We start from the raw sequence: 17,038 nt of genomic DNA, 5'->3' as shown, positions 1-17,038 counted from the left end.
GGTGAGAGTGCAGAATAAATCGTGTCAGCGCTGGGGTGGACTACTCCGCGTAGCGGCTTCGTCCAACCCTGTGATGCAGATCTCGATCAAAGTACGAACTCCAAGTTAGCGAAAAAGGCGGTCAACTAGATCGATAGCCGAATTCTAGTCAGATAAATTTGTCGGAATTTTTTACAGTTGATCATCATGCATTACGTTAATGCATTGATTAAACTAGAAATAATTTTCTGGCAAAGAATATGCTTGTTGCTTAGTAGCGATGAGGAAGCTTCCCTCATAGCCAATCTGGAATATCCAAATTAGAAGCAATTTAGGCCGGCCATGTCGACAGTTATGTAGAAAATGGGATGCTGAGCCCGTTGCTCAACGCGTCTCCGGTGTCAAGGCGCTCGCCGTCGAAATCGACGTCACCCTGCCCGGATCGAGCAAGCGAAACGATACCGACAGTTTGCGCGCCGCAGAGAACGTTATGGAGTGGATGACCTACTCATCCAAGGACAAGCCTGAAATGGCCCTGCGTGAGGTTGATGCACCGACGTACCGTGTATGGCGACTGTACATGGCTGCCTGTGCACTGGAGTTTGAAGCCGGTGGCACCGCAATTTACCAATTCCTGGCTTCCCAACGCGGCGCCGACGTTCCGCTTACCATTGCTCGCAAGGAGCTCTATTCATGACTCAATCAATCCGAGAAGATATCCTGCCATTAGATGACACGTTGCTTCCGGCCTGGCGAGCAGGGCCACCATTGATCCGGGGCAAGCGCTCACCGGGAGCATCAAGGGATAAGCCGACGCAGAGCCACCGGAGCATCTTCCTGTCAGACATGCACCTTGGCACTCGGTTGTCACGTGCCGATCTGATCCTCGATTTCTTGGGGACACACGACGCTGAGACGGTCTATCTCGTCGGCGATATCGTGGACAACTGGTACCCGCTGTCGAGCAATTGGAAACCCGCACATCATCAGGTCCTGCAGCGGCTTTTCGATCTGCCGCGAACCGGTACGCGGGTTGTCTACGTTCCCGGCAACCATGACGACTTCTTCCGCAACTACGTCGGCACGAGTTTTGGCGGCATCGAGATCGAACGGGACGTCGTGCATCAGGCGGCCGATGGGCGCCGCTATCTGGTGACCCATGGCGACATCTGCGACATCTTTTCGCTCCGGGCTCCGCTGTTGGCACGGGCCGGCAGTTTCATTGAACGTATTGCAATGGGCGTTGACGTGGCCCAACGGCATGTTTTGCGAAAATTTGGACAGCCTGAATGGTTCGGGATCGAACGGGCGATCAGCCGCACCAATGCCGCGATCCGAAAGCACGATCACTTTGAAGAGCGATTGACCCATCTGGCGCAATCGGGCGGCTACGACGGGATCATCTGCGGCCACTTCCATCAACCCGCATTGCATGATGGTTTTGGCATAAGCTATGCAAACTGTGGCGACTGGTCGGGCAGTAACACGGCCATCGTGGAGGATTTCGACGGCCGCCTCGACCTCGTTCGGGTCTATGAAAAGACAGCCTTTGAACCCACAATAGCAACAGATTACGAAGAGGAGGGCGAGCTGCCGCTCGCGGTCTGACATGACAGTTACTTACACGATTTTGCTTGCCGGGTTCTTCTGTGTCGTTGTTGGTCTGCAAGTCTTGAGTTGCGCACTTGTCGTGTGGCGATTACGCGGATCAGACCCGCTTCAGGTACCGGGAACCCATCCGCCGCTGAGTGTGATCCGACCGGTCTGCGGACTGGACACCTATCTTTACGAGACTCTAGCAACTTCTTTCAGCGATCTGGCCGCGGCCTATGAGGTGATCTTTTGTGTGGCCGAGTCCGAGGATCCGGCCATTCCGGTCATCCGCGGTCTGATCGCTGACCATCCTGAGGTTTCTGCACAACTCTTGATTGGAGTCGATGTTATCTCTGGCAACCCCAAGCTCAACAATCTGGTCAAAGGATGGGCTGCCGCGCGGCACGACTCAATCGTGATAATCGACAGCAACGTCCTCTTGCCGAGGGACTATGTGCAGACTTTGTTCGCAACATGGCACCAAGATACGGGGCTAGTGACTTCGCCGCCGGTGGGAATTCAGGCCAAGGGGATCTGGGCCAAGGTAGAAAGCGCCTTTCTCAACACCTATCAGGATCGCTGGCAAATGGCGGCGGATCAGCTGGGCAAAGGGTTTGCGCAGGGTAAAGTACTTTTCTGGCGGCGCGACATCCTTGAGGCGGCGGGGGGGCTGGCCGCGCTTGGCCGCGATCTCGCCGAGGATGTAGCCTCGACCAAGGTCGTGCGTGCAGCCGGGTTGAAAGTCAGGGTCGTACGCCGACCGTTCCCGCAGCCTTTGGGGCAGCGTCGTTTTGGTGAGGTCTGGTCGCGGCAGCTCCGTTGGGCGAGAGTCCGGCGTGACGGCTTCCCTTGGCTTTTCGCCCTCGAACCCCTCACGGGCATGGTTCTTCCTCTGGCAGTAGTGACCACATTGGCGCTGGTTGGGGTGGTCAGCCCACTTGTGGTGCCGCTTTTCTTATGTCTATGGTATGGCTCTGAGCTGCTCGTCGCTCGCCAAGCCAACTGGCCTGCCGCGGTTGCTGATGTTTTGACATGGATCATTCGTGATTTTCTGATCTTGGCGATTTGGATAGGCGCATTCGCGGCCAAGGGGTTCGTCTGGCGCGGCAATGCAATGCAACCGCCGCCAATGCAGACTGCAAAGTGAACGGGCGATGACTGCTACAACTGACATCGTGGTGCAGTTGATCCAGACGGACGGGCTGCTGTTGCTGTTTCCGTTAGCGGTAATCGAAGGCCCGATCGTTACGATTGTTGCGGGATGGGTTGGGCGGCTGGGCTATTTGCCGCTCGGCTGGGCAATGTTGGTCCTTGTCCTGGCCGATCTGGTTGGCGACAGCTTGCTCTACGCGCTCGGTCGCGCCGGAGTTGATATCCTGCCGCAAAAGTTACGGCAGGTGTTCGGCGTGACCGACGCGCGAATCGCGCTGGTGGCAGAGCATTTCAGCAAACATGGTGGGCGTATTCTTATCGCCGCGAAGCTGACGCATACCTTCGGCTTTGCCGTTCTTGTCGCAGCAGGGGTAAGCCGCATGTCGTTTCCCGTGTTCTTGTGCTTCAACCTCGTCGGAACGATCCCGAAAACCCTATTTTTCCTGCTTATCGGCTATGCCATTGGTGAAGCGCACGTGACCATAGGTAGCTGGATCGGGCGGGCTTCCCTGGGGATAGCGATCCTCGGCGTCGCCATCTTGAGCATTTGGTACTGGAAGAAGAAAAGAGAACGAAGATGATTCTCACCGCCCCCAATGACCAGCCTGTCCGGCGCATATCCTGCGTTATTCCCGCCTATAACGAAGGGCCGCGGATCAAGGCCGTTTTGGATGTGGTGGCGGCACATCCGTTGATCGACGAGATCATCGTCGTCGATGACGGATCGTCCGATGACACAGCGGCGTTCGCCTCGGGTCGAGAGAAAGTGGTGCTGATTAGCCTTTCGAAAAATGGCGGCAAGACCCGCGCCTTGGCCGCTGGCCTGGCTCGGGCGCGTGGCACTTATCTCTTGCTCGTCGATTCCGATTTGATCGGCCTCGGAGTTGCCGAGCTGACCGCACTTATTCTGCCGGTGCTTGATGGTCGGGCCGACATAGCCATCAGCCTGCGTCGAAATGCGCCCAGGCTCTGGCACCTTATCGGCATCGACTACATTTCCGGCGAACGGATGCTGCGGCGCGGCCTGATCGCTGACCGGCTAGCCGAACTCGACGTCCTGCCGCGCTTTGGCTTTGAGGTCTGGCTCAATCGAACCTGCATCGATGCCGCCGCTCGCTTAGCCGTAGTGGAATGGGGCCGCGTCGACAGCCCGATGAAAAGCCACAAATATGGCGTTCTCCAAGGGATAGTCGCCGACCTTCGGATGATGTCTGACTTGCTGCGTACCGCCGGGCCATTGCGGCTTGTGCTGCAAATTGTTCGCATGAGAAACCTGCGCGTCCGCCTGGTTTCGAATGAGGTTGACTGAAAATAATAGGAACGCCCTCTGTAAAAAACTTTTCTACAGGACGCGTCAAATGGAACGGATGCCGGGAGCGGCAGGCGGACTACGTGCTGGCGGTAAAAGACATCCTTTCTGTACGACCAATTCCCAATACCGCCATGATCTTGGCTTCTGGTATGTCCCGGTCCAAGCATGACAGTACATGTGCAGGATTGACCTCTCGCGCCTGATGCAAGCCCTTGCTGCGAATTCCTTCGATGATCGAGCGATCCTCCTCGCTCAACTTAAAGCAACGCTGAAAAAGGTCCACCACCAAGGGAGTTGATGCGTTAAGTTGCAACTGGTTGCGAGTTTTCCGGAAGTTGAAATAATCTGCCAGGCCGCATGAACATTGGGTTTGAGCAAAACCGACCCGTGCTGGCAGAATCCGGTCGCTATGAGGCCCGCCGGTAAGATTCGTGTAAAACCTGCCACATCGCCTTTCGGTCAGAATCGGCGGCCTGGGATCGAGGGTGTTTGGCGTTGTTATGTTTCGCGGTCCAGTCACTTTGGGCATCCAATCCAGCGACCCAGGACGTGAGACTACTGGCAAAGTCCAGCTCGCACCGAGCCATAGTGTTAAGACTTCCTTAATTCTGGAATTTTAAGATACGTCCACCAGCAGTTGCTGGCATTCAACTTACAGAAAGTTCATTAATGAAATCGCTTTTACTCTTGCCTGTCATCATTGCAATTTCGACCGCAGCGCTGGCAGAGCCAACCTGCAACGCCCCGAAAGACAAATGGATGAAGCAAGCCGACTTCAAACACAGTATGGAAGTGCAAGGCTACAAGATCAAAACCCTCAAGGTGACCAACGGATGCTATGAGGTTTACGGCCATGACAAGTCGGGAAAAAGAGTGGAGATTTCCTTCGATCCAGTCACGGGTTCGCCAGCGAAATAAAAACAGTCAGGATAGATAAAACATGGAACAAAGCGTACTGATCAACTCGCATCCAGTTTGGGATCGCTTCGTGCGCTTTTTCCATTGGGCCCTTGTCTCCTGTGTGGCGATTAATTACTTTGTACTGAATGATGGCAAGACCTTTCATCAATGGGTGGGGTACTTTGCCCTGACCCTCGTGATGGCCCGGATCATCTGGGGTTTCATCGGCTCTCGTTACGCCCTATTTTCAGATTTCTTTCCGACACCTGGTCGCGTCGTTCACCATGTTCGCCAGATGAAGTCGGGCAATCATAAGATACCCTTGGGCCACAACCCCCTGGGTGCGCTCATGATGCTGACTCTGTTAACCGTCGTCCTTGCGCTGGGTACGACCGGGTGGATGCAGACACTTGACGCGTATTGGGGCGAGGAGTGGCTACAAAACCTTCACCGTTTTATCGGTAACTTCCTGATAAGCCTTGCAACATTGCACGCTTTAGCGGCCATTGTCATGGGCCGGCTGGAACGAACACGTCTCATCAAAGCTATGGTGACGGGGGTCAAGGAGCGCTGGTGAGTAGCCACCAGGCAGGAAGACCAGTTAGTGCATGTCTGACGCGGGATCTACCTTCTCAGGAAATTCTACGGCGACGTTCAGGCCTGTCTTATACTTTTCATTGACATAGTGAAGTGTCACGACTGCACCGAGACGATCAGCTATTGTCTTGACTATGGACAAGCCCAGGCCTGAGCCCACTTCATCGTTCCCCAGAATTCTGTAAAACGGATCAAAGACGCGGTCGCGCTCATGTTCGGGAATACCGACACCCGAATCTTCGACTTGCAGAATTGTCCTGCCTTTAAAGCGTCTGATATGGAGATCAATCTTGCCGCCGCTGGGCGTGTAACGAATCGCATTGTCGACAAGATTTTTGACCAAAATCTTCAGGTCCATTTCTTGAGCCAATACATTAGCGTCCTTTTCGCCCACGATCCCCAGGTCGATGTTCTTGGCCTCAGCCAGAGGCATCAAGTCTTCCAGCACCTGATGGTAGACACGACGCACAGACACTTTCACTAATTGACCTTTATCTGTCTCTTGCGCGCGAGCCAAGGCAAGCAACTGATCTAAAAGTTGCCGCGATCGCTGCAGGCCGCTTTGTAGCGCGCCCAAACGTTCCCTGGCCTGAGCCGACATGTCCGCAGCGGCCAGTCGTTCTGACTGCAGTGAAAGCGCAGTCAAAGGTGAGCGAAGCTCGTGGGCCGCATCTGCCACAAAGCGACGCTGAAGTGCCATGGATTGCGTTACACGGGAAAGCAACCGATTGATTGCCACGACAAAAGGACGAATTTCAGAGGGAACATGGGCATCGCTGACCTCACGCAAATCCTCTTGCGCACGTTGATCAAGGTCCAGAGCTAGTTGCTTTACTGGCTTGAACATCTGGCGTATCAACTCACTGACCAGAATCAACAAAATAGGAATCAGGATGACAAGCGGCAGCAGGGTTCGCAATGCGCTGTTACGGGCAATTTCATTTCGAACCGAAGTTTGTTGCCCCGTCACGATTCGGGCACCAGTGTCCAGGGGCCTGACGAAGAGTCGCCACGTTTGGTCCTTCACGGTGACGGTCTGAATACCATCTGGCAAATTCGCTGGTAGGTCGAGCGTCGTGTCGTTTGGCTTTAAGGCCAATGTCCCTGATGCTTGCAGCACCTGGAGAATGACACGGGATTCAGGGTCGGCTTCGGCAGCATTGGCCGCCTCGTCTTTTGGAGAGGGTTGCAACTGTTGGCGATTAGCCAAGATCGCAATTTGCCGCAACTGATCGTCCTGTAGTTCATTGGCCTCCTGAAACGCCGCGCCAAACGAGAACACTCCCGCCGCTAGCGCAACGCCCGAAATCACTAGAGCAAGCCAGGCAGAAAGTTTGAACTGCAGGGACTTTTTTACTTCTCCTTGGAAACCATCCATCCCACCCCCCTGACGTTTTTGATGACATTACTGCCTAGTTTTTTACGCAGCGAGTGAATGAGGAACTCAACGGCATTGCTTTCCACTTCTTCATTCCAACCGTAAATGCGGTCTTCCAGATCCGAGCGCGACAAGATTGCGCCGGGTCGCACCATAAGGGCTTGAAGCAGGGAAAACTCGCGTCCGGAAAGTCTTGTCGGTTGGCCGTTAAAATTGACTTCGCGGGTGACTGGGTCAAGAGAAATCACGCCATTGGATAGCACCGGGCCTGCCACGCCGCCCTTGCGGCGAACGACTGCTCGCATTCGCGCGAGTAACTCGGTCATTTCAAAAGGCTTCAGCACGTAGTCATCGGCGCCACCGTCCAGGCCACGGATGCGGTCGTCCAGAGTGTCTCGGGCCGTGATCACCAACACCGGCACTGGATTGTCTTTGGCACGGATGGAACGAAGCACCTCCAAGCCATCCTTTTTAGGCAAACCGAGGTCCAGCAGCACCACGCCATAAACCTGGCTTTCAAGCGTGTTCAAGGCAGTTTGACCATCACGCACCCAGTCCACTGCGTATTTCGCATCTTTGAGCGTCTGGGCGAGAACTTCACCAATCATTCGATCGTCTTCAACCAGTAAAACGCGCATACTTACCCCAGACTTTTATTGAGCCGTGGCGTGAGATGGGCCAGCACTGGGATGATCGACGTCGCAACGATACCGATCGACATCCAGGTCAGATGATCTTTAACCCAGGGCACTTGCCCAAGCCAGAACCCTGCCATTATCAGACAGCTGCACCATACGATGGCGCCAATCACGTTGTAGAAGGCAAAGCGGCGTGGACACATGCCAGACAATCCCGCCATGAAGGGGGCGACGGTACGGACCACCGGCACAAAGCGCCCGATCGTCACCGTTGGACTACCAAAACGGTCAAAATATGCTCGAGTCTTGGTCAGGTGCCGTGGCTTGATCCAGGCGCGCCTCACCAGATACTGGCCGACCCGCGAGCGACCAATGGCAAAGTTTGCCCCATCGCCTGCCACTGCGGCCAGAGTGATCAGGGCGATTGCAACAAAGGGGGAAATGCCGGACAGGCCCAAAAAGGTGCCTGTCGCGAATAGCAGTGAGTCGCCAGGCAGGAACGGCAGAATGACCAGTCCGGTTTCGAAAAAAATGATGGCGGCAATCACACCGATGCCGAGCAACCAATTCTGCGCCAACAGATTCATCATCCCCTGATCGCTGCCAAGCCAGCTCAAAAGTCCGCTTGAAATCATCAGGCCTCCTAAAGATAGACTTTTCCCTTTGACTGGGAGATCGTCGGACGACTCATTGTTTGTCTATTCCTGAAGAGCCAGTGGCTTCTTCTGAGCGATCGACAGGTACGATACCAACGCGAGAATGGTCATCAAAAACAGGCTACTGGTAACAACATTCCCCAGCCCCAGACCGCCAGCAACCAATGGCTGGGCAAGCAAATCCCCACTTGATGCGCCCAGCGGACGGGTGAGAATGTAGGCAATCCAGAATGCGGCGATGGCGTTGAACTTCAGCACGTAGTGTGCGAATGTCGTGGCAGCAATCAAAGCAGCAAATACCAAGACCGAGACGCCATAACCCAGTTGCAGACCTTCAGCGGCCAAGTCGCCCGCAGCGGTGCCCAAGGCAAAGGTAAAGAGAATGGCGGACCAATAAAAGAGTTCGCGACGGGTGGTGTAAATGCTGTGAATCGACAAAGTCTTTTCGCTGGCATACCAGCCGACAAACGTCGCCACAAGGCCCGCGCTAAAGATGGCGGTACACATTTCCAGAGAAACACCTAGATTGTCCACCAGGTTGTCAGTGATCAGGGTTCCGAATACGCTGAGCAAAACCACCGTAACCCAATAGATGGAGGGAATGTATTTATGTGAGCGCAGCTGAATTGTCAGAAATGACAAAAGCACCGCTCCAATCGCGACGGAGGTTCCTGTAAGACCCAAATGAAGATTCACATTGAGAAAATCTGCCGCAGTTTCACCCACAGTAGTGGCCAGTATTTTGATGACCCAGAAGAAAAGCGTGATTTCGGGCACTTTTCTCAGCATTTGTGACGTGCTCTTGCTTAAAGATGTGTTCATGTTTGCGTTTCTTGATGGAAGTAAAGTTGGGAGAGGCCTGATGATGTGTTTCGACACTTAGCGCAGACTTAGCCTTTCAGGGTCGCACCCAGCCAAGGCGAATCGGCATTGAAAAAAGGCGACGGTAGATTGCAGTCGCCCAGCGGTAAACAGTGTCCATGAACCAGCGCTCTTCACGAAAGCACAGATAGGCGCTCAGGCCGGCAACCAAGGCCGCGCCCACCATGTCCAGGGGAAAGTGAACCCCAAGATAGATTCGCGCCCAGGCCATTGGAAGCCCAAGCAAGGCCAGCACGACGCCAGCAAATCGTGGGCGTTGGTGCATCAGAAAACTGAAAGCAATGCCCCATAACAAGGTCAGGTGATCGCTGGGGAAGGACGAGTCTGGCGCGTGAGGAATGAAGGTATTGCCCAATCCCACCATAAATGGCCTGGGGTGTTGCCACAGCATCCCAATGGCCTGGTTGATCAGCAGGCCTGCCAGGCCAGAAACTGTTGCCTCGAGCATCAGCATGCGGGTTCGATCGCTGCCGCGGAGCCATCCCACGATCACAGCCAATGGGGCAAGCCAGATCACCTGGTTTGCAAATATTTTTGCGATCGCTAGTAAAACTGCATTGGGACGATCTTGAGCATTGATGAGAAGGAACAGGGCTTCGTTGAGTTCTTGCATTGCGTGTCCGAGATCAGATCAACCGGGCGTACCGGCATGACCTGCGATTGGGTTTTTAGTCTTGGTTTTCCTGATCTCCCTCGTGATTCCCCTCGTGATCTATCTTGTCTTGGGCAGATGAGATGACCGTGCCTTTTTCGGCGTCAACCTTGACGTCAAACACTTGGGTGCCGCTGACGACTTCCACGTCATACGTCAATCCAGCTTTGGATTGCTCAAGCTCGGCCCGCGTCGCTTTGCCGTTGGCATGCTGTTCGGCCGCTGTCACGGCCTGGGTCATCGAGATCTTTGTCTGGGCAATTACCGCAGTATCGTTCTCCATGGTTTTGGCGGCGTAGGCCATGACGCCAGTGGCAGTCAGCACAGTGGCGACGATGGCAATTTTGGTGTGACGGAACATAGTATTTCTCCATTTGGATGCGCGCAGATATTTGCGTGATTTGGAGAATAGGGCGCCAGACTTAGCTCAGACTGAGCGTCCGCTAGATCATCCTCGCAGCCACGCCGACGATAAGCATGGCTAAGGCGACCTGCAAAGACGGTTGAGCCGCTTGTGCGTTCCGGTTGCGCCAGAAGTTCAAGTCGGCCATGGCCGCAGCCCACGCGCACTGGTGTTCGAGATAGTGTCCGACAGGCCAAGCAGGACAACTCGCGTCTAGATGCCGCCCATGGCGACGAGGAACGCCGCCATCATGGTGTTGGATTGACCTGATTCGAGTTCGTGCCGCGCGCCCAACAGGCGGGCGCTCGAGACGAACAGCCAAGCGCCCCCCTTGCTTGAGCACTGAAGAACAATAAGTTATCTGGCTATCCTAATTCTGAGCTAAGTTTCGGGACGTAGGGTGAACATCCTGGTAGACGCCAACGCATCTATATGATTTTTATCAACTTATTAGGGGCATCATCATGACAGCATCAAAAAGACATGCGATCACCTTGCTGGGTCTGGTTCTGACGGTGGTGATAACTAATGCGTTCGCCTACTCGGGTCAGAAACTCGCTGCGAAGGCCACGATCAGCCTGGAACAGGCCCGGGTGATTGACCTCAAGGCACAACCGGGCGAATTTCTGATGAGGAGATGGAGCAGGGGAAAGACGGCAGCCCACGCTACTCCTTCGATATCGTCGCCGGGCAGACCCGGCAGGAAGTCTGGGTAGACGCGAAAACCGGCAACGTTTTGAGGAACGCCAAGTAAATAAGGGTCCACACGGTGATTGATTGTCTGCGCAGCGGGGACGTATTGCTCGGCACGTCCGTACCATTTCACGAGCCTATGCTCGATGGTGTGCAGTGTGTCTCGCGCAAGCAGGGGCAATGCGTGGTGGAAATTTCCGCGCGTCAGGTGAATTTTGAATTCGCCAGGGGCACGGTCGTTTTTCAAGAGTGATAGCCGCGACCTTAAAGAAAGAGAGATGAGATGAAAGATATTATCTGGAAATATATGCAAGCGATGATGGCGGTCGTTCTGGCAATCTCTGCATTGCTCGTTGGCATGCAACTCGTAAGCACGACCGCAATGGCGGCGGAACGAGCAGTTGCGCAGGAAAAGAACCCCCCAGGTGACATTCCGGACTCGCAGGTTTTCGTCACGTATATTTCCCCGCTGGGATTTTCGCTCAAGGTGCCCGAAGGCTGGGCACGAACGAACCAAAGGGATGGAGCCAGGTTTGCCGACAAGTACAACGCGGTTGATGTCGCGGTGAGCTCCGCATCCGGCGCCCCCACGACCGCATCTGTAACGAATCACGAGGCTGCGCTTCTGGTCACAGTCGGCCGCGCTGTCAAGATCGAGACGATCAAGAGCGTGAAGCTGCGATCAGGTCCGGCGATCTTGATCGTCTTCTCTTCAAATTCAGAACCCAACGCCGTCACGAACAAGCAACTGCGTCTCGAGAACAATCGTTACCTGATCTATCGAGGCGGAACAATTGCAACCCTCAATCTCTCCGCACCGATCGGGGCCGACAATGTCGACCAATGGAAACTTATTTCCAATTCGTTTCAGTGGCACTGACATGCGGCCGCTCGACGCGTTCGAACTCTACCGCTTCTACCACAGCGGCGACGACGAGACAGCCGCATTGCGAGGCGTTTCGCTCAAGCTTGAGGCCGGCGAGTTCCTGGCCCTGATGGGGCCATCCGGCAGCGGCAAGTCCACGCTGCTCGCCTGCCTTGCCGGATTGGATGAACCCGATGGCGGGCATGTCGAGGTGATGGGCTCACGCCTATCGCGGCGGCCGGAAGCTGTGCGCTCCGCCTTGCGTGCCCGGCATATCGGCATCATGATGCAGTCCGGCAACCTGTTCGAGCACTTGACGGTCGAGGACAACATGCGGCTGCAGATGTCGCTCGCCAGAAAAGTCGACTTGAGCGGGATCGACCGTCTACTGGAGGTGATGGGCCTCACGCAGCGACGCTTGGCACGCCCATCCCAGTTGTCGGGAGGAGAATCGGCGCGCGCCGGGTTGGCGGTCGCCTTGTCGGCCGACCCGCAAGTGTTGTTGGCGGACGAGCCCACGGCGGAAGTGGATACCGCGACGGAGGCCAATATCCTGACGCTGTTGCGGGAGCGATGCCAAGCGGGCGGTGCAGTTCTGGTCGCAACCCACAGCCAGGCGCTGGCGGCGAGTGCCGACAGCATTTTGCACATTCAGGATGGGCGCTTCATCCATGTCTGACATTCTCATCAAGGCACTTTCTCTCAGCCGCAGCTATCAGCAAGGCGAGGGCACTATCGCCGTGGTCGCTTCGGCGACATTCAGTCTGCTCGCGCGCGATCGCGTGGCGCTCGTGGGCAGATCCGGCAGCGGCAAATCGACCTTGCTGCATCTCATGGCGGGACTCGACGTACCAAGTAGCGGTACCATCTCTTGGCCCGCGCTGGGTCCAGCCGAGACACTGCTGCCGGGAAAAATTTCGCTCGTGTTCCAGGCACAGAGCTTGCTGGAACCGTTGACCGTGAGCGAGAACGTCGCTTTACCCCTGCTGCTGGCCAAATCGGCGGTCGACATCGACGCGGCGGTGAGAGCCGCGCTGGCGACCTTCAGTCTCGAGAACCTCGCGCGCAAACTGCCCGAGGAACTGTCCGGCGGCCAGATGCAACGGGTTGCAATGGCGCGAGCGATCGTGGGCAACCCGAGCGTGATCTTGGCCGACGAACCGACCGGCCAACTTGACCAACAGACAGGCCATGCGCTGCTTGATGCGCTGATCGCCCACCTTGAGGGCACGAACACCGCGCTTGTCATCGCAACCCACGATCCGTCGATTGCCGCGCGCATGGCTACTATCTGGCGAATTGAGCGAGGCGTTCTCGTCGAATCGGCCGACACCTCGGAGGAAATATGATCGCATCCTGGTTCCTTGGCCTTATCAAGGAGCGCAACGGCCGTCTTGTGGGGTCTGCGGCGGGCATCGCGGTTACCGTGGCAATGCTTGCGTCGCTCGGCGCATTTCTTGCCCAGAGCACCGCATCGATGACACGGCGCGCCGTCACCGGCGTGCCGGTTGATTGGCAGGTACAGCTCGTTCCAGGCACGACCGTGCAGTCGATCTCGACGGTGATCAACCAGGCCGCCGCGGTCTCAACGTTGCATGAGGTTGGTTATGCGGAAGTCGATGGCTTCGAGGCGCATACCGGCGGCACCGTCCAAACAACGGGAAAAGGCAAGGTGGTCGGCGTCGATGCATCGTACGCCCGCGACTATCCAAAGCAGTTTCGGGCACTCATTGGCTCCCTGGAGGGCGTGCTCGTCGCGCAGCAGACCGCCGCCAACCTGCATGTGATGGTTGGCGATATCGTGACCATCCATCGCCCGGCACTTGCGCCAGTGAATGTCACGATCGCCGGCGTCGTCGATCTGCCGAATGCCGATTCGATGTTCCAGGCTGTCGGGATTCCGGTCGGGGCAGCGCCGCAAGCGCCGCCAGACAACGTACTACTGATGCCCCTGAGTGAATGGCATCGCCTATTCGATCCGCAGGCGGCAGTCAGACCGGACGCGGTGCGAATTCAGCTGCACGTCGGGCTAACAAGGGCCGGACTTCCCCGTGATCCGGGTGCGGCTTTTGTCGCAGTCCAAGGAGCGACAAAAAATCTTGAGGTGCGAATCGCCGGCAGCGGCATCGTCGCGAACAATCTCGCGGCGCGGCTTGATGCGGTGCGCAGCGACGCGTTGTACGCCAAAGTGCTGTTTTTGTTCCTCGGAGCGCCCGGCGCCCTATTGGCGACTTTTCTCACCATCGCTGTCGTGGCCTCCGGCGGCGTCCGCAGGCGGCGCGACCAAGCTCTGTTGCGTATCCGCGGTGCATCGCGCGCGCAGATCATGAAACTGGCAACGATAGAAGCGGCATTCGTTGGCGTGGCTGGACCAATTATCGGAGTCCTGTGCGCCGCTCTTTTGTCGCAAACGCTGCTCGGCGTCGGTATTTTCAACGCCATCGCCATTTACTGGGTCGTCGGCGCGGTCGTGGCAGGGATATCGCTCTCCCATGCCGCCATCCTCGCCACCGCATGGATGGACGCCAAGCAGACTACGGTTGCGGCGGCCCGGATGACTACGGGCGGCGATCGCCCACAACTCTGGCGGCGCATCGGCCTCGATTTCATTCTCATCGCCGTATCAGCCATCGTCTTCTCGAGAACATGGAGCACGGGTTATCAGGTTGTATTGGCTCCCGAGGGCACGCCCTCGTCATCTGTTGACTACACTGCGTTTCTTGCGCCCGTGCTGCTGTGGCTGGGCGTTGGCCTGCTGACGATCAGGCTGTGCCTCACCGGACTGCAGCGCGGCCGTGGAGCCTTGACCAAAGGGCTGCGACCGATTGCGGGCTCGCTGGCGGGAGTCGTGGCGGCCGCAATCAGTCGGCAAGGCAACCGGATGACGCAGGGTATTGCTTTAGTTGCGCTGGCCTTTGCCTTCGCGACATCGACCGCCGTCTTCAATACTACCTACCACGCGCAGACGCGGGTCGATGCCGAACTCACCAACGGCGCGGATGTTACGGTCACAGGCACCGCGCAGGCGCCTGCTTCGGTCAAACTCAAGGAACTCGCGGCCATGCCCGGCGTAAGCGCCGCCCAACCGATGCAGCACCGGCTGGCCTACGTCGGCACGGACCTGCAGGACTTGTACGGCATAGACGCCGCGCATATCGGCGAAGCGACGCGGATGTCGAGTGCCTATTTCGCAGGCGGAGATGCGAGGCAAAGCCTGGATCTGCTGGGACGCACTCCAGATGGCATTCTCGTCTCGGCGGAAACCGTCAAGGATTTTCAGTTGAAGCCAGGCGACCTGATCAACCTGCGGCTGCAAAGCGCAGTTGATCACCAATATCATGTGATCCCGTTCCGCTTCATCGGCATCGTTCGCGAGTTCCCGACCGCGCCGCGTGATTCTTTCCTGGTTGCTAATGCCGCTTACATCAGTCGGGTGACGGGCGCGAACGCGTCAGAGATCGTGCTGTTGAAGACCGCCGCAGCGAGCGCTGAGATTGCAGCCGCCGCGCGCACCATCGTTGCGCCATTGCCGGGAGTAAAGGTCACTGAACTTGGCGAAACGTTGCGCCTCATCGGATCGAGTCTCACCGCCGTCGATCTTGGGGGACTGACGCGGCTCGAATTGGGCCTTGCCGTACTGATGGTGACGAGCGCAACGGGTCTTATTCTCGCGCTAGGGCTTGCCGATCGACGGCGCACCTTCGCCATTCTTTCGGCGCTTGGTGCGAAACCCCGACAACTTGGCGCTTTTCTGTGGAGCGAAGCGCTTTTGATCTTTCTAGCCGGAACCATCATTGGAACACTGACCGGATTTGCGCTGGCATGGATGTTGGTCAAGCTCTTGACCGGGGCTTTTGACCCCCCACCCGAATTTCTCAGCGTGCCTTGGGTTTATGTGATCGCTTTGATCGGCGTGGCGCTGGTCTCGGTCATACTCGCGGTGATTAGTGCCCTGCGCGAGACGCGGGTGCCAGCCGTACAGCGAATGCGTGAGATCTGACCGGTTGCGTTGGCAACGATCGTATTTCCGACCGAGTCAAACTGCAAGATGATTTCTTGGTTTGCTGCGGGGACTTGATCCGTTTCCACTGAACGTTTTCGCTTATTGACGCTTTTTGTCCCAACATCCTTGGCGGTTTCTAGCTCGAAGTACAACAGCTTATTGACAAGACTGTAGCTCTCTCATAAAAACTTCGTGGGGTATTTTGAAGGCTAGGCATTTTCTGGGGCGGTGATTGAGGCGATGCGCTCGTGCTGAGCGAACTCTTTGACATTGTCGGTTGTCAGCGTGTGAACGCAGGATGCAAACGGTCAGAGCAAAGCGATCATGCTGCCAGATACGGCCTGCGCCGTTTTGAACGGGACATGAACAATCAAAGAGTAGCGACCCTTGGTCTCTCTGGGCCATAGTTGTATCAATCCCTGCGGGACAGAACCAGCCATCGCTCAGCTCGTTTTCTGGCTGAAGGCTTCGAACGCCTTCGCGTAATCTGGATGCCATCGCGAAAGTGGCGGCCGGTTCTCGACGACATCGCCCGCAGCCCAGAGGATGCGCCGCTCGTCGAGCGAACGAGGCACGTCGTTGTCGGGGCAGAGAATGTAGAAGTCGCCGGCTTCCAGCCGCTTCATCATGAAGTCAACGGTCTGCTCCGGCGTCCAAGCGCCGGCCGGCTTTTCCGTGCGGCCCTTGGCGGTAAGTTCCGTGAACACAAAACCCGGAATCAGCAAATGCGCGCTGATCCGGCAGTTCGGTGTGTTGCGAAGCTCGTGCTGCAGCGCTTCGGTGAACGCCTTCAGGCCAGCCTTGGACACGTTATAGGCCGGGTCGCCGGGAGGGGTGGTGATCCCTTGCTTCGACCCTGTGTTGATGACCAGACCGGGTCGTCCGCGCTCGATCATGGCGGGCACGAAGATATGTGTGCTGTAAATGACACCCCACAGGTTGACGTCGAGCACCCGTTCCCAGTTGCCGGCTGGCCCGAACATGGCGCTGCCGGGCTGAATGCCAGCGTTGTTCATCAGGACATCCGTGCCGCCGAAGCGATCGCGAACAGCCTCCTCCAGCCGACGCAGGTCTTCGACGCGGCTGACGTCCGTCTCCAAGGTCATCACGTCGTCCGTTCCGCTCGCCGCCAGGAGGGCGACCTCTTCGGCAGCGCGTGCGAGTCGGTCCGCGCCGAGGTCGGCGATGCAGACGCGAAGTCCGAACTGCGCCATCCGCTTGGCGGCAGCGAGGCCGATACCGGCAGCGCCGCCAGTGACGACGGCAACGGATCCGGGAGTGAGGGCAGCATGGGTCATCGTCAATCTCTCCTTATCTGACGCCGGAAGGGGAGCA

At 56.8% G+C, this 17,038-nt stretch carries 20 protein-coding genes and 1 pseudogene; 11 read left to right on the top strand and 10 right to left on the bottom strand.

The window, feature by feature from the left end:
• Positions 1-478 precede the first annotated feature (478 nt).
• The 5 genes from B3F77_RS17345 to B3F77_RS17325 are packed head-to-tail and all read left to right on the top strand — an operon-like array spanning position 479 to position 4,033.
• Complete coding sequence (locus B3F77_RS17345; protein WP_414703038.1) at positions 479-676, top strand: hypothetical protein; 198 nt, start codon at positions 479-481, stop codon at positions 674-676.
• Entirely contained in the window at positions 673-1,587 is a 915-nt protein-coding gene (locus tag B3F77_RS17340; protein ID WP_293606159.1) for a UDP-2,3-diacylglucosamine diphosphatase, read from the top strand. Before B3F77_RS17345 ends, B3F77_RS17340 begins: the two co-directional genes overlap by 4 nt.
• A gap of 1 nt (position 1,588) precedes the next feature.
• Positions 1,589-2,719: a ceramide glucosyltransferase gene (locus B3F77_RS17335; protein ID WP_293606158.1), complete on the top strand. Its 1,131-nt coding sequence runs from the start codon at positions 1,589-1,591 to the stop codon at positions 2,717-2,719.
• Between the two features lie 7 nt (positions 2,720-2,726).
• The gene (locus B3F77_RS17330) at positions 2,727-3,305 is read left to right on the top strand and encodes a DedA family protein (protein ID WP_293606157.1); all 579 of its coding nucleotides are present in this window, start codon (positions 2,727-2,729) and stop codon (positions 3,303-3,305) included.
• Entirely contained in the window at positions 3,302-4,033 is a 732-nt protein-coding gene (locus B3F77_RS17325; RefSeq protein ID WP_293606156.1) for a glycosyltransferase family 2 protein, read from the top strand. Before B3F77_RS17330 ends, B3F77_RS17325 begins: the two co-directional genes overlap by 4 nt.
• A 79-nt stretch (positions 4,034-4,112) precedes the next feature.
• Here B3F77_RS17325 and B3F77_RS17320 read toward each other — a convergent pair whose 3' ends face one another.
• Positions 4,113-4,565 (bottom strand): hypothetical protein, encoded by a 453-nt coding sequence (locus B3F77_RS17320; RefSeq protein WP_293606155.1) that lies wholly within the window; start codon positions 4,563-4,565, stop codon positions 4,113-4,115.
• 140 nt (positions 4,566-4,705) lie between these two features.
• On the opposite strand from B3F77_RS17320, the gene B3F77_RS17315 reads away from it, so the two are divergent.
• Positions 4,706-4,954 (top strand): PepSY domain-containing protein, encoded by a 249-nt coding sequence (locus B3F77_RS17315; protein ID WP_293606154.1) that lies wholly within the window; start codon positions 4,706-4,708, stop codon positions 4,952-4,954.
• A gap of 22 nt (positions 4,955-4,976) precedes the next feature.
• Positions 4,977-5,513, top strand: a complete 537-nt coding sequence (locus tag B3F77_RS17310) for a cytochrome b/b6 domain-containing protein (RefSeq protein ID WP_293606153.1) — start codon at positions 4,977-4,979, stop codon at positions 5,511-5,513.
• A 24-nt stretch (positions 5,514-5,537) separates the two neighbouring features.
• On the opposite strand, the gene B3F77_RS17305 is transcribed toward B3F77_RS17310, so the two are convergent.
• From B3F77_RS17305 to B3F77_RS21140, 7 genes are all read right to left on the bottom strand, one after another.
• The gene (locus B3F77_RS17305) at positions 5,538-6,911 is read right to left on the bottom strand and encodes an ATP-binding protein (RefSeq protein WP_293606152.1); all 1,374 of its coding nucleotides are present in this window, start codon (positions 6,909-6,911) and stop codon (positions 5,538-5,540) included.
• Complete coding sequence (locus B3F77_RS17300; protein ID WP_293606151.1) at positions 6,887-7,549, bottom strand: response regulator; 663 nt, start codon at positions 7,547-7,549, stop codon at positions 6,887-6,889. The genes B3F77_RS17305 and B3F77_RS17300 overlap by 25 nt, the downstream gene beginning before the upstream one ends.
• A 2-nt stretch (positions 7,550-7,551) precedes the next feature.
• Entirely contained in the window at positions 7,552-8,184 is a 633-nt protein-coding gene (locus B3F77_RS17295; protein WP_293606150.1) for a DedA family protein, read from the bottom strand.
• A 63-nt stretch (positions 8,185-8,247) separates the two neighbouring features.
• Positions 8,248-9,027 (bottom strand): hypothetical protein, encoded by a 780-nt coding sequence (locus B3F77_RS17290; protein WP_293606149.1) that lies wholly within the window; start codon positions 9,025-9,027, stop codon positions 8,248-8,250.
• A 76-nt stretch (positions 9,028-9,103) separates the two neighbouring features.
• Positions 9,104-9,700: an undecaprenyl-diphosphatase gene (locus B3F77_RS17285; protein ID WP_293606148.1), complete on the bottom strand. Its 597-nt coding sequence runs from the start codon at positions 9,698-9,700 to the stop codon at positions 9,104-9,106.
• 55 nt (positions 9,701-9,755) lie between these two features.
• Positions 9,756-10,100 (bottom strand): PepSY domain-containing protein, encoded by a 345-nt coding sequence (locus B3F77_RS17280; protein ID WP_293606147.1) that lies wholly within the window; start codon positions 10,098-10,100, stop codon positions 9,756-9,758.
• Positions 10,101-10,689: 589 nt separating this feature from the next.
• The gene (locus B3F77_RS21140) at positions 10,690-11,082 is read right to left on the bottom strand and encodes a hypothetical protein (RefSeq protein WP_293606146.1); all 393 of its coding nucleotides are present in this window, start codon (positions 11,080-11,082) and stop codon (positions 10,690-10,692) included.
• 36 nt (positions 11,083-11,118) lie between these two features.
• On the opposite strand from B3F77_RS21140, the gene B3F77_RS17270 reads away from it, so the two are divergent.
• The 4 genes from B3F77_RS17270 to B3F77_RS17255 are packed head-to-tail and all read left to right on the top strand — an operon-like array spanning position 11,119 to position 15,700.
• On the top strand, positions 11,119-11,715 hold the full coding sequence (locus tag B3F77_RS17270; protein ID WP_293606145.1) for a hypothetical protein: 597 nt from the start codon (positions 11,119-11,121) through the stop codon (positions 11,713-11,715).
• Position 11,716: 1 nt separating this feature from the next.
• Positions 11,717-12,379 (top strand): ABC transporter ATP-binding protein, encoded by a 663-nt coding sequence (locus B3F77_RS17265; protein ID WP_293606144.1) that lies wholly within the window; start codon positions 11,717-11,719, stop codon positions 12,377-12,379.
• Positions 12,372-13,049 carry an ABC transporter ATP-binding protein gene (locus tag B3F77_RS17260; protein WP_293606143.1) on the top strand — a complete coding sequence of 226 codons (678 nt, stop codon included), beginning with the start codon at positions 12,372-12,374 and terminating at the stop codon, positions 13,047-13,049. Before B3F77_RS17265 ends, B3F77_RS17260 begins: the two co-directional genes overlap by 8 nt.
• Positions 13,046-15,700 carry an ABC transporter permease gene (locus B3F77_RS17255; RefSeq protein WP_293606142.1) on the top strand — a complete coding sequence of 885 codons (2,655 nt, stop codon included), beginning with the start codon at positions 13,046-13,048 and terminating at the stop codon, positions 15,698-15,700. Before B3F77_RS17260 ends, B3F77_RS17255 begins: the two co-directional genes overlap by 4 nt.
• 159 nt (positions 15,701-15,859) lie before the next feature.
• On the opposite strand, the pseudogene B3F77_RS21135 reads toward B3F77_RS17255, so the two are convergent.
• Both B3F77_RS21135 and B3F77_RS17250 read right to left on the bottom strand, forming a co-directional pair.
• A pseudogene (locus tag B3F77_RS21135) lies at positions 15,860-16,125 on the bottom strand (IS30 family transposase); the annotation flags it as partial.
• 21 nt (positions 16,126-16,146) lie between these two features.
• Positions 16,147-17,001 (bottom strand): SDR family NAD(P)-dependent oxidoreductase, encoded by an 855-nt coding sequence (locus B3F77_RS17250; protein ID WP_293606141.1) that lies wholly within the window; start codon positions 16,999-17,001, stop codon positions 16,147-16,149.
• Between the last annotated feature and the right edge of the window lie 37 nt (positions 17,002-17,038).

It is taken from the genome of Polaromonas sp. UBA4122, assembly GCA_002381615.1.
Taxonomy (GTDB): Bacteria; Pseudomonadota; Gammaproteobacteria; order Burkholderiales; family Burkholderiaceae_C; genus Polaromonas.
This window is presented reverse-complemented; position numbering and strand designations above follow the sequence as displayed.

Coding starts and splice junctions, on each gene's coding strand:
- B3F77_RS17285 (WP_293606148.1), bottom strand. CDS start 9,700: ATGCAAGAACTCAACGAAGCCCTGTTCCTTCTCATCAATGCTCAAGAT.
- B3F77_RS17265 (WP_293606144.1), top strand. CDS start 11,717: ATGCGGCCGCTCGACGCGTTCGAACTCTACCGCTTCTACCACAGCGGC.
- B3F77_RS17325 (WP_293606156.1), top strand. CDS start 3,302: ATGATTCTCACCGCCCCCAATGACCAGCCTGTCCGGCGCATATCCTGC.
- B3F77_RS17290 (WP_293606149.1), bottom strand. CDS start 9,027: ATGAACACATCTTTAAGCAAGAGCACGTCACAAATGCTGAGAAAAGTG.
- B3F77_RS17345 (WP_414703038.1), top strand. CDS start 479: ATGACCTACTCATCCAAGGACAAGCCTGAAATGGCCCTGCGTGAGGTT.
- B3F77_RS17300 (WP_293606151.1), bottom strand. CDS start 7,549: ATGCGCGTTTTACTGGTTGAAGACGATCGAATGATTGGTGAAGTTCTC.
- B3F77_RS17335 (WP_293606158.1), top strand. CDS start 1,589: ATGACAGTTACTTACACGATTTTGCTTGCCGGGTTCTTCTGTGTCGTT.
- B3F77_RS17330 (WP_293606157.1), top strand. CDS start 2,727: ATGACTGCTACAACTGACATCGTGGTGCAGTTGATCCAGACGGACGGG.
- B3F77_RS17255 (WP_293606142.1), top strand. CDS start 13,046: ATGATCGCATCCTGGTTCCTTGGCCTTATCAAGGAGCGCAACGGCCGT.
- B3F77_RS17250 (WP_293606141.1), bottom strand. CDS start 17,001: ATGACCCATGCTGCCCTCACTCCCGGATCCGTTGCCGTCGTCACTGGC.
- B3F77_RS17260 (WP_293606143.1), top strand. CDS start 12,372: ATGTCTGACATTCTCATCAAGGCACTTTCTCTCAGCCGCAGCTATCAG.
- B3F77_RS17295 (WP_293606150.1), bottom strand. CDS start 8,184: ATGATTTCAAGCGGACTTTTGAGCTGGCTTGGCAGCGATCAGGGGATG.
- B3F77_RS17270 (WP_293606145.1), top strand. CDS start 11,119: ATGAAAGATATTATCTGGAAATATATGCAAGCGATGATGGCGGTCGTT.
- B3F77_RS17315 (WP_293606154.1), top strand. CDS start 4,706: ATGAAATCGCTTTTACTCTTGCCTGTCATCATTGCAATTTCGACCGCA.
- B3F77_RS17305 (WP_293606152.1), bottom strand. CDS start 6,911: ATGGATGGTTTCCAAGGAGAAGTAAAAAAGTCCCTGCAGTTCAAACTT.
- B3F77_RS17280 (WP_293606147.1), bottom strand. CDS start 10,100: ATGTTCCGTCACACCAAAATTGCCATCGTCGCCACTGTGCTGACTGCC.
- B3F77_RS17320 (WP_293606155.1), bottom strand. CDS start 4,565: ATGCCCAAAGTGACTGGACCGCGAAACATAACAACGCCAAACACCCTC.
- B3F77_RS17310 (WP_293606153.1), top strand. CDS start 4,977: ATGGAACAAAGCGTACTGATCAACTCGCATCCAGTTTGGGATCGCTTC.
- B3F77_RS17340 (WP_293606159.1), top strand. CDS start 673: ATGACTCAATCAATCCGAGAAGATATCCTGCCATTAGATGACACGTTG.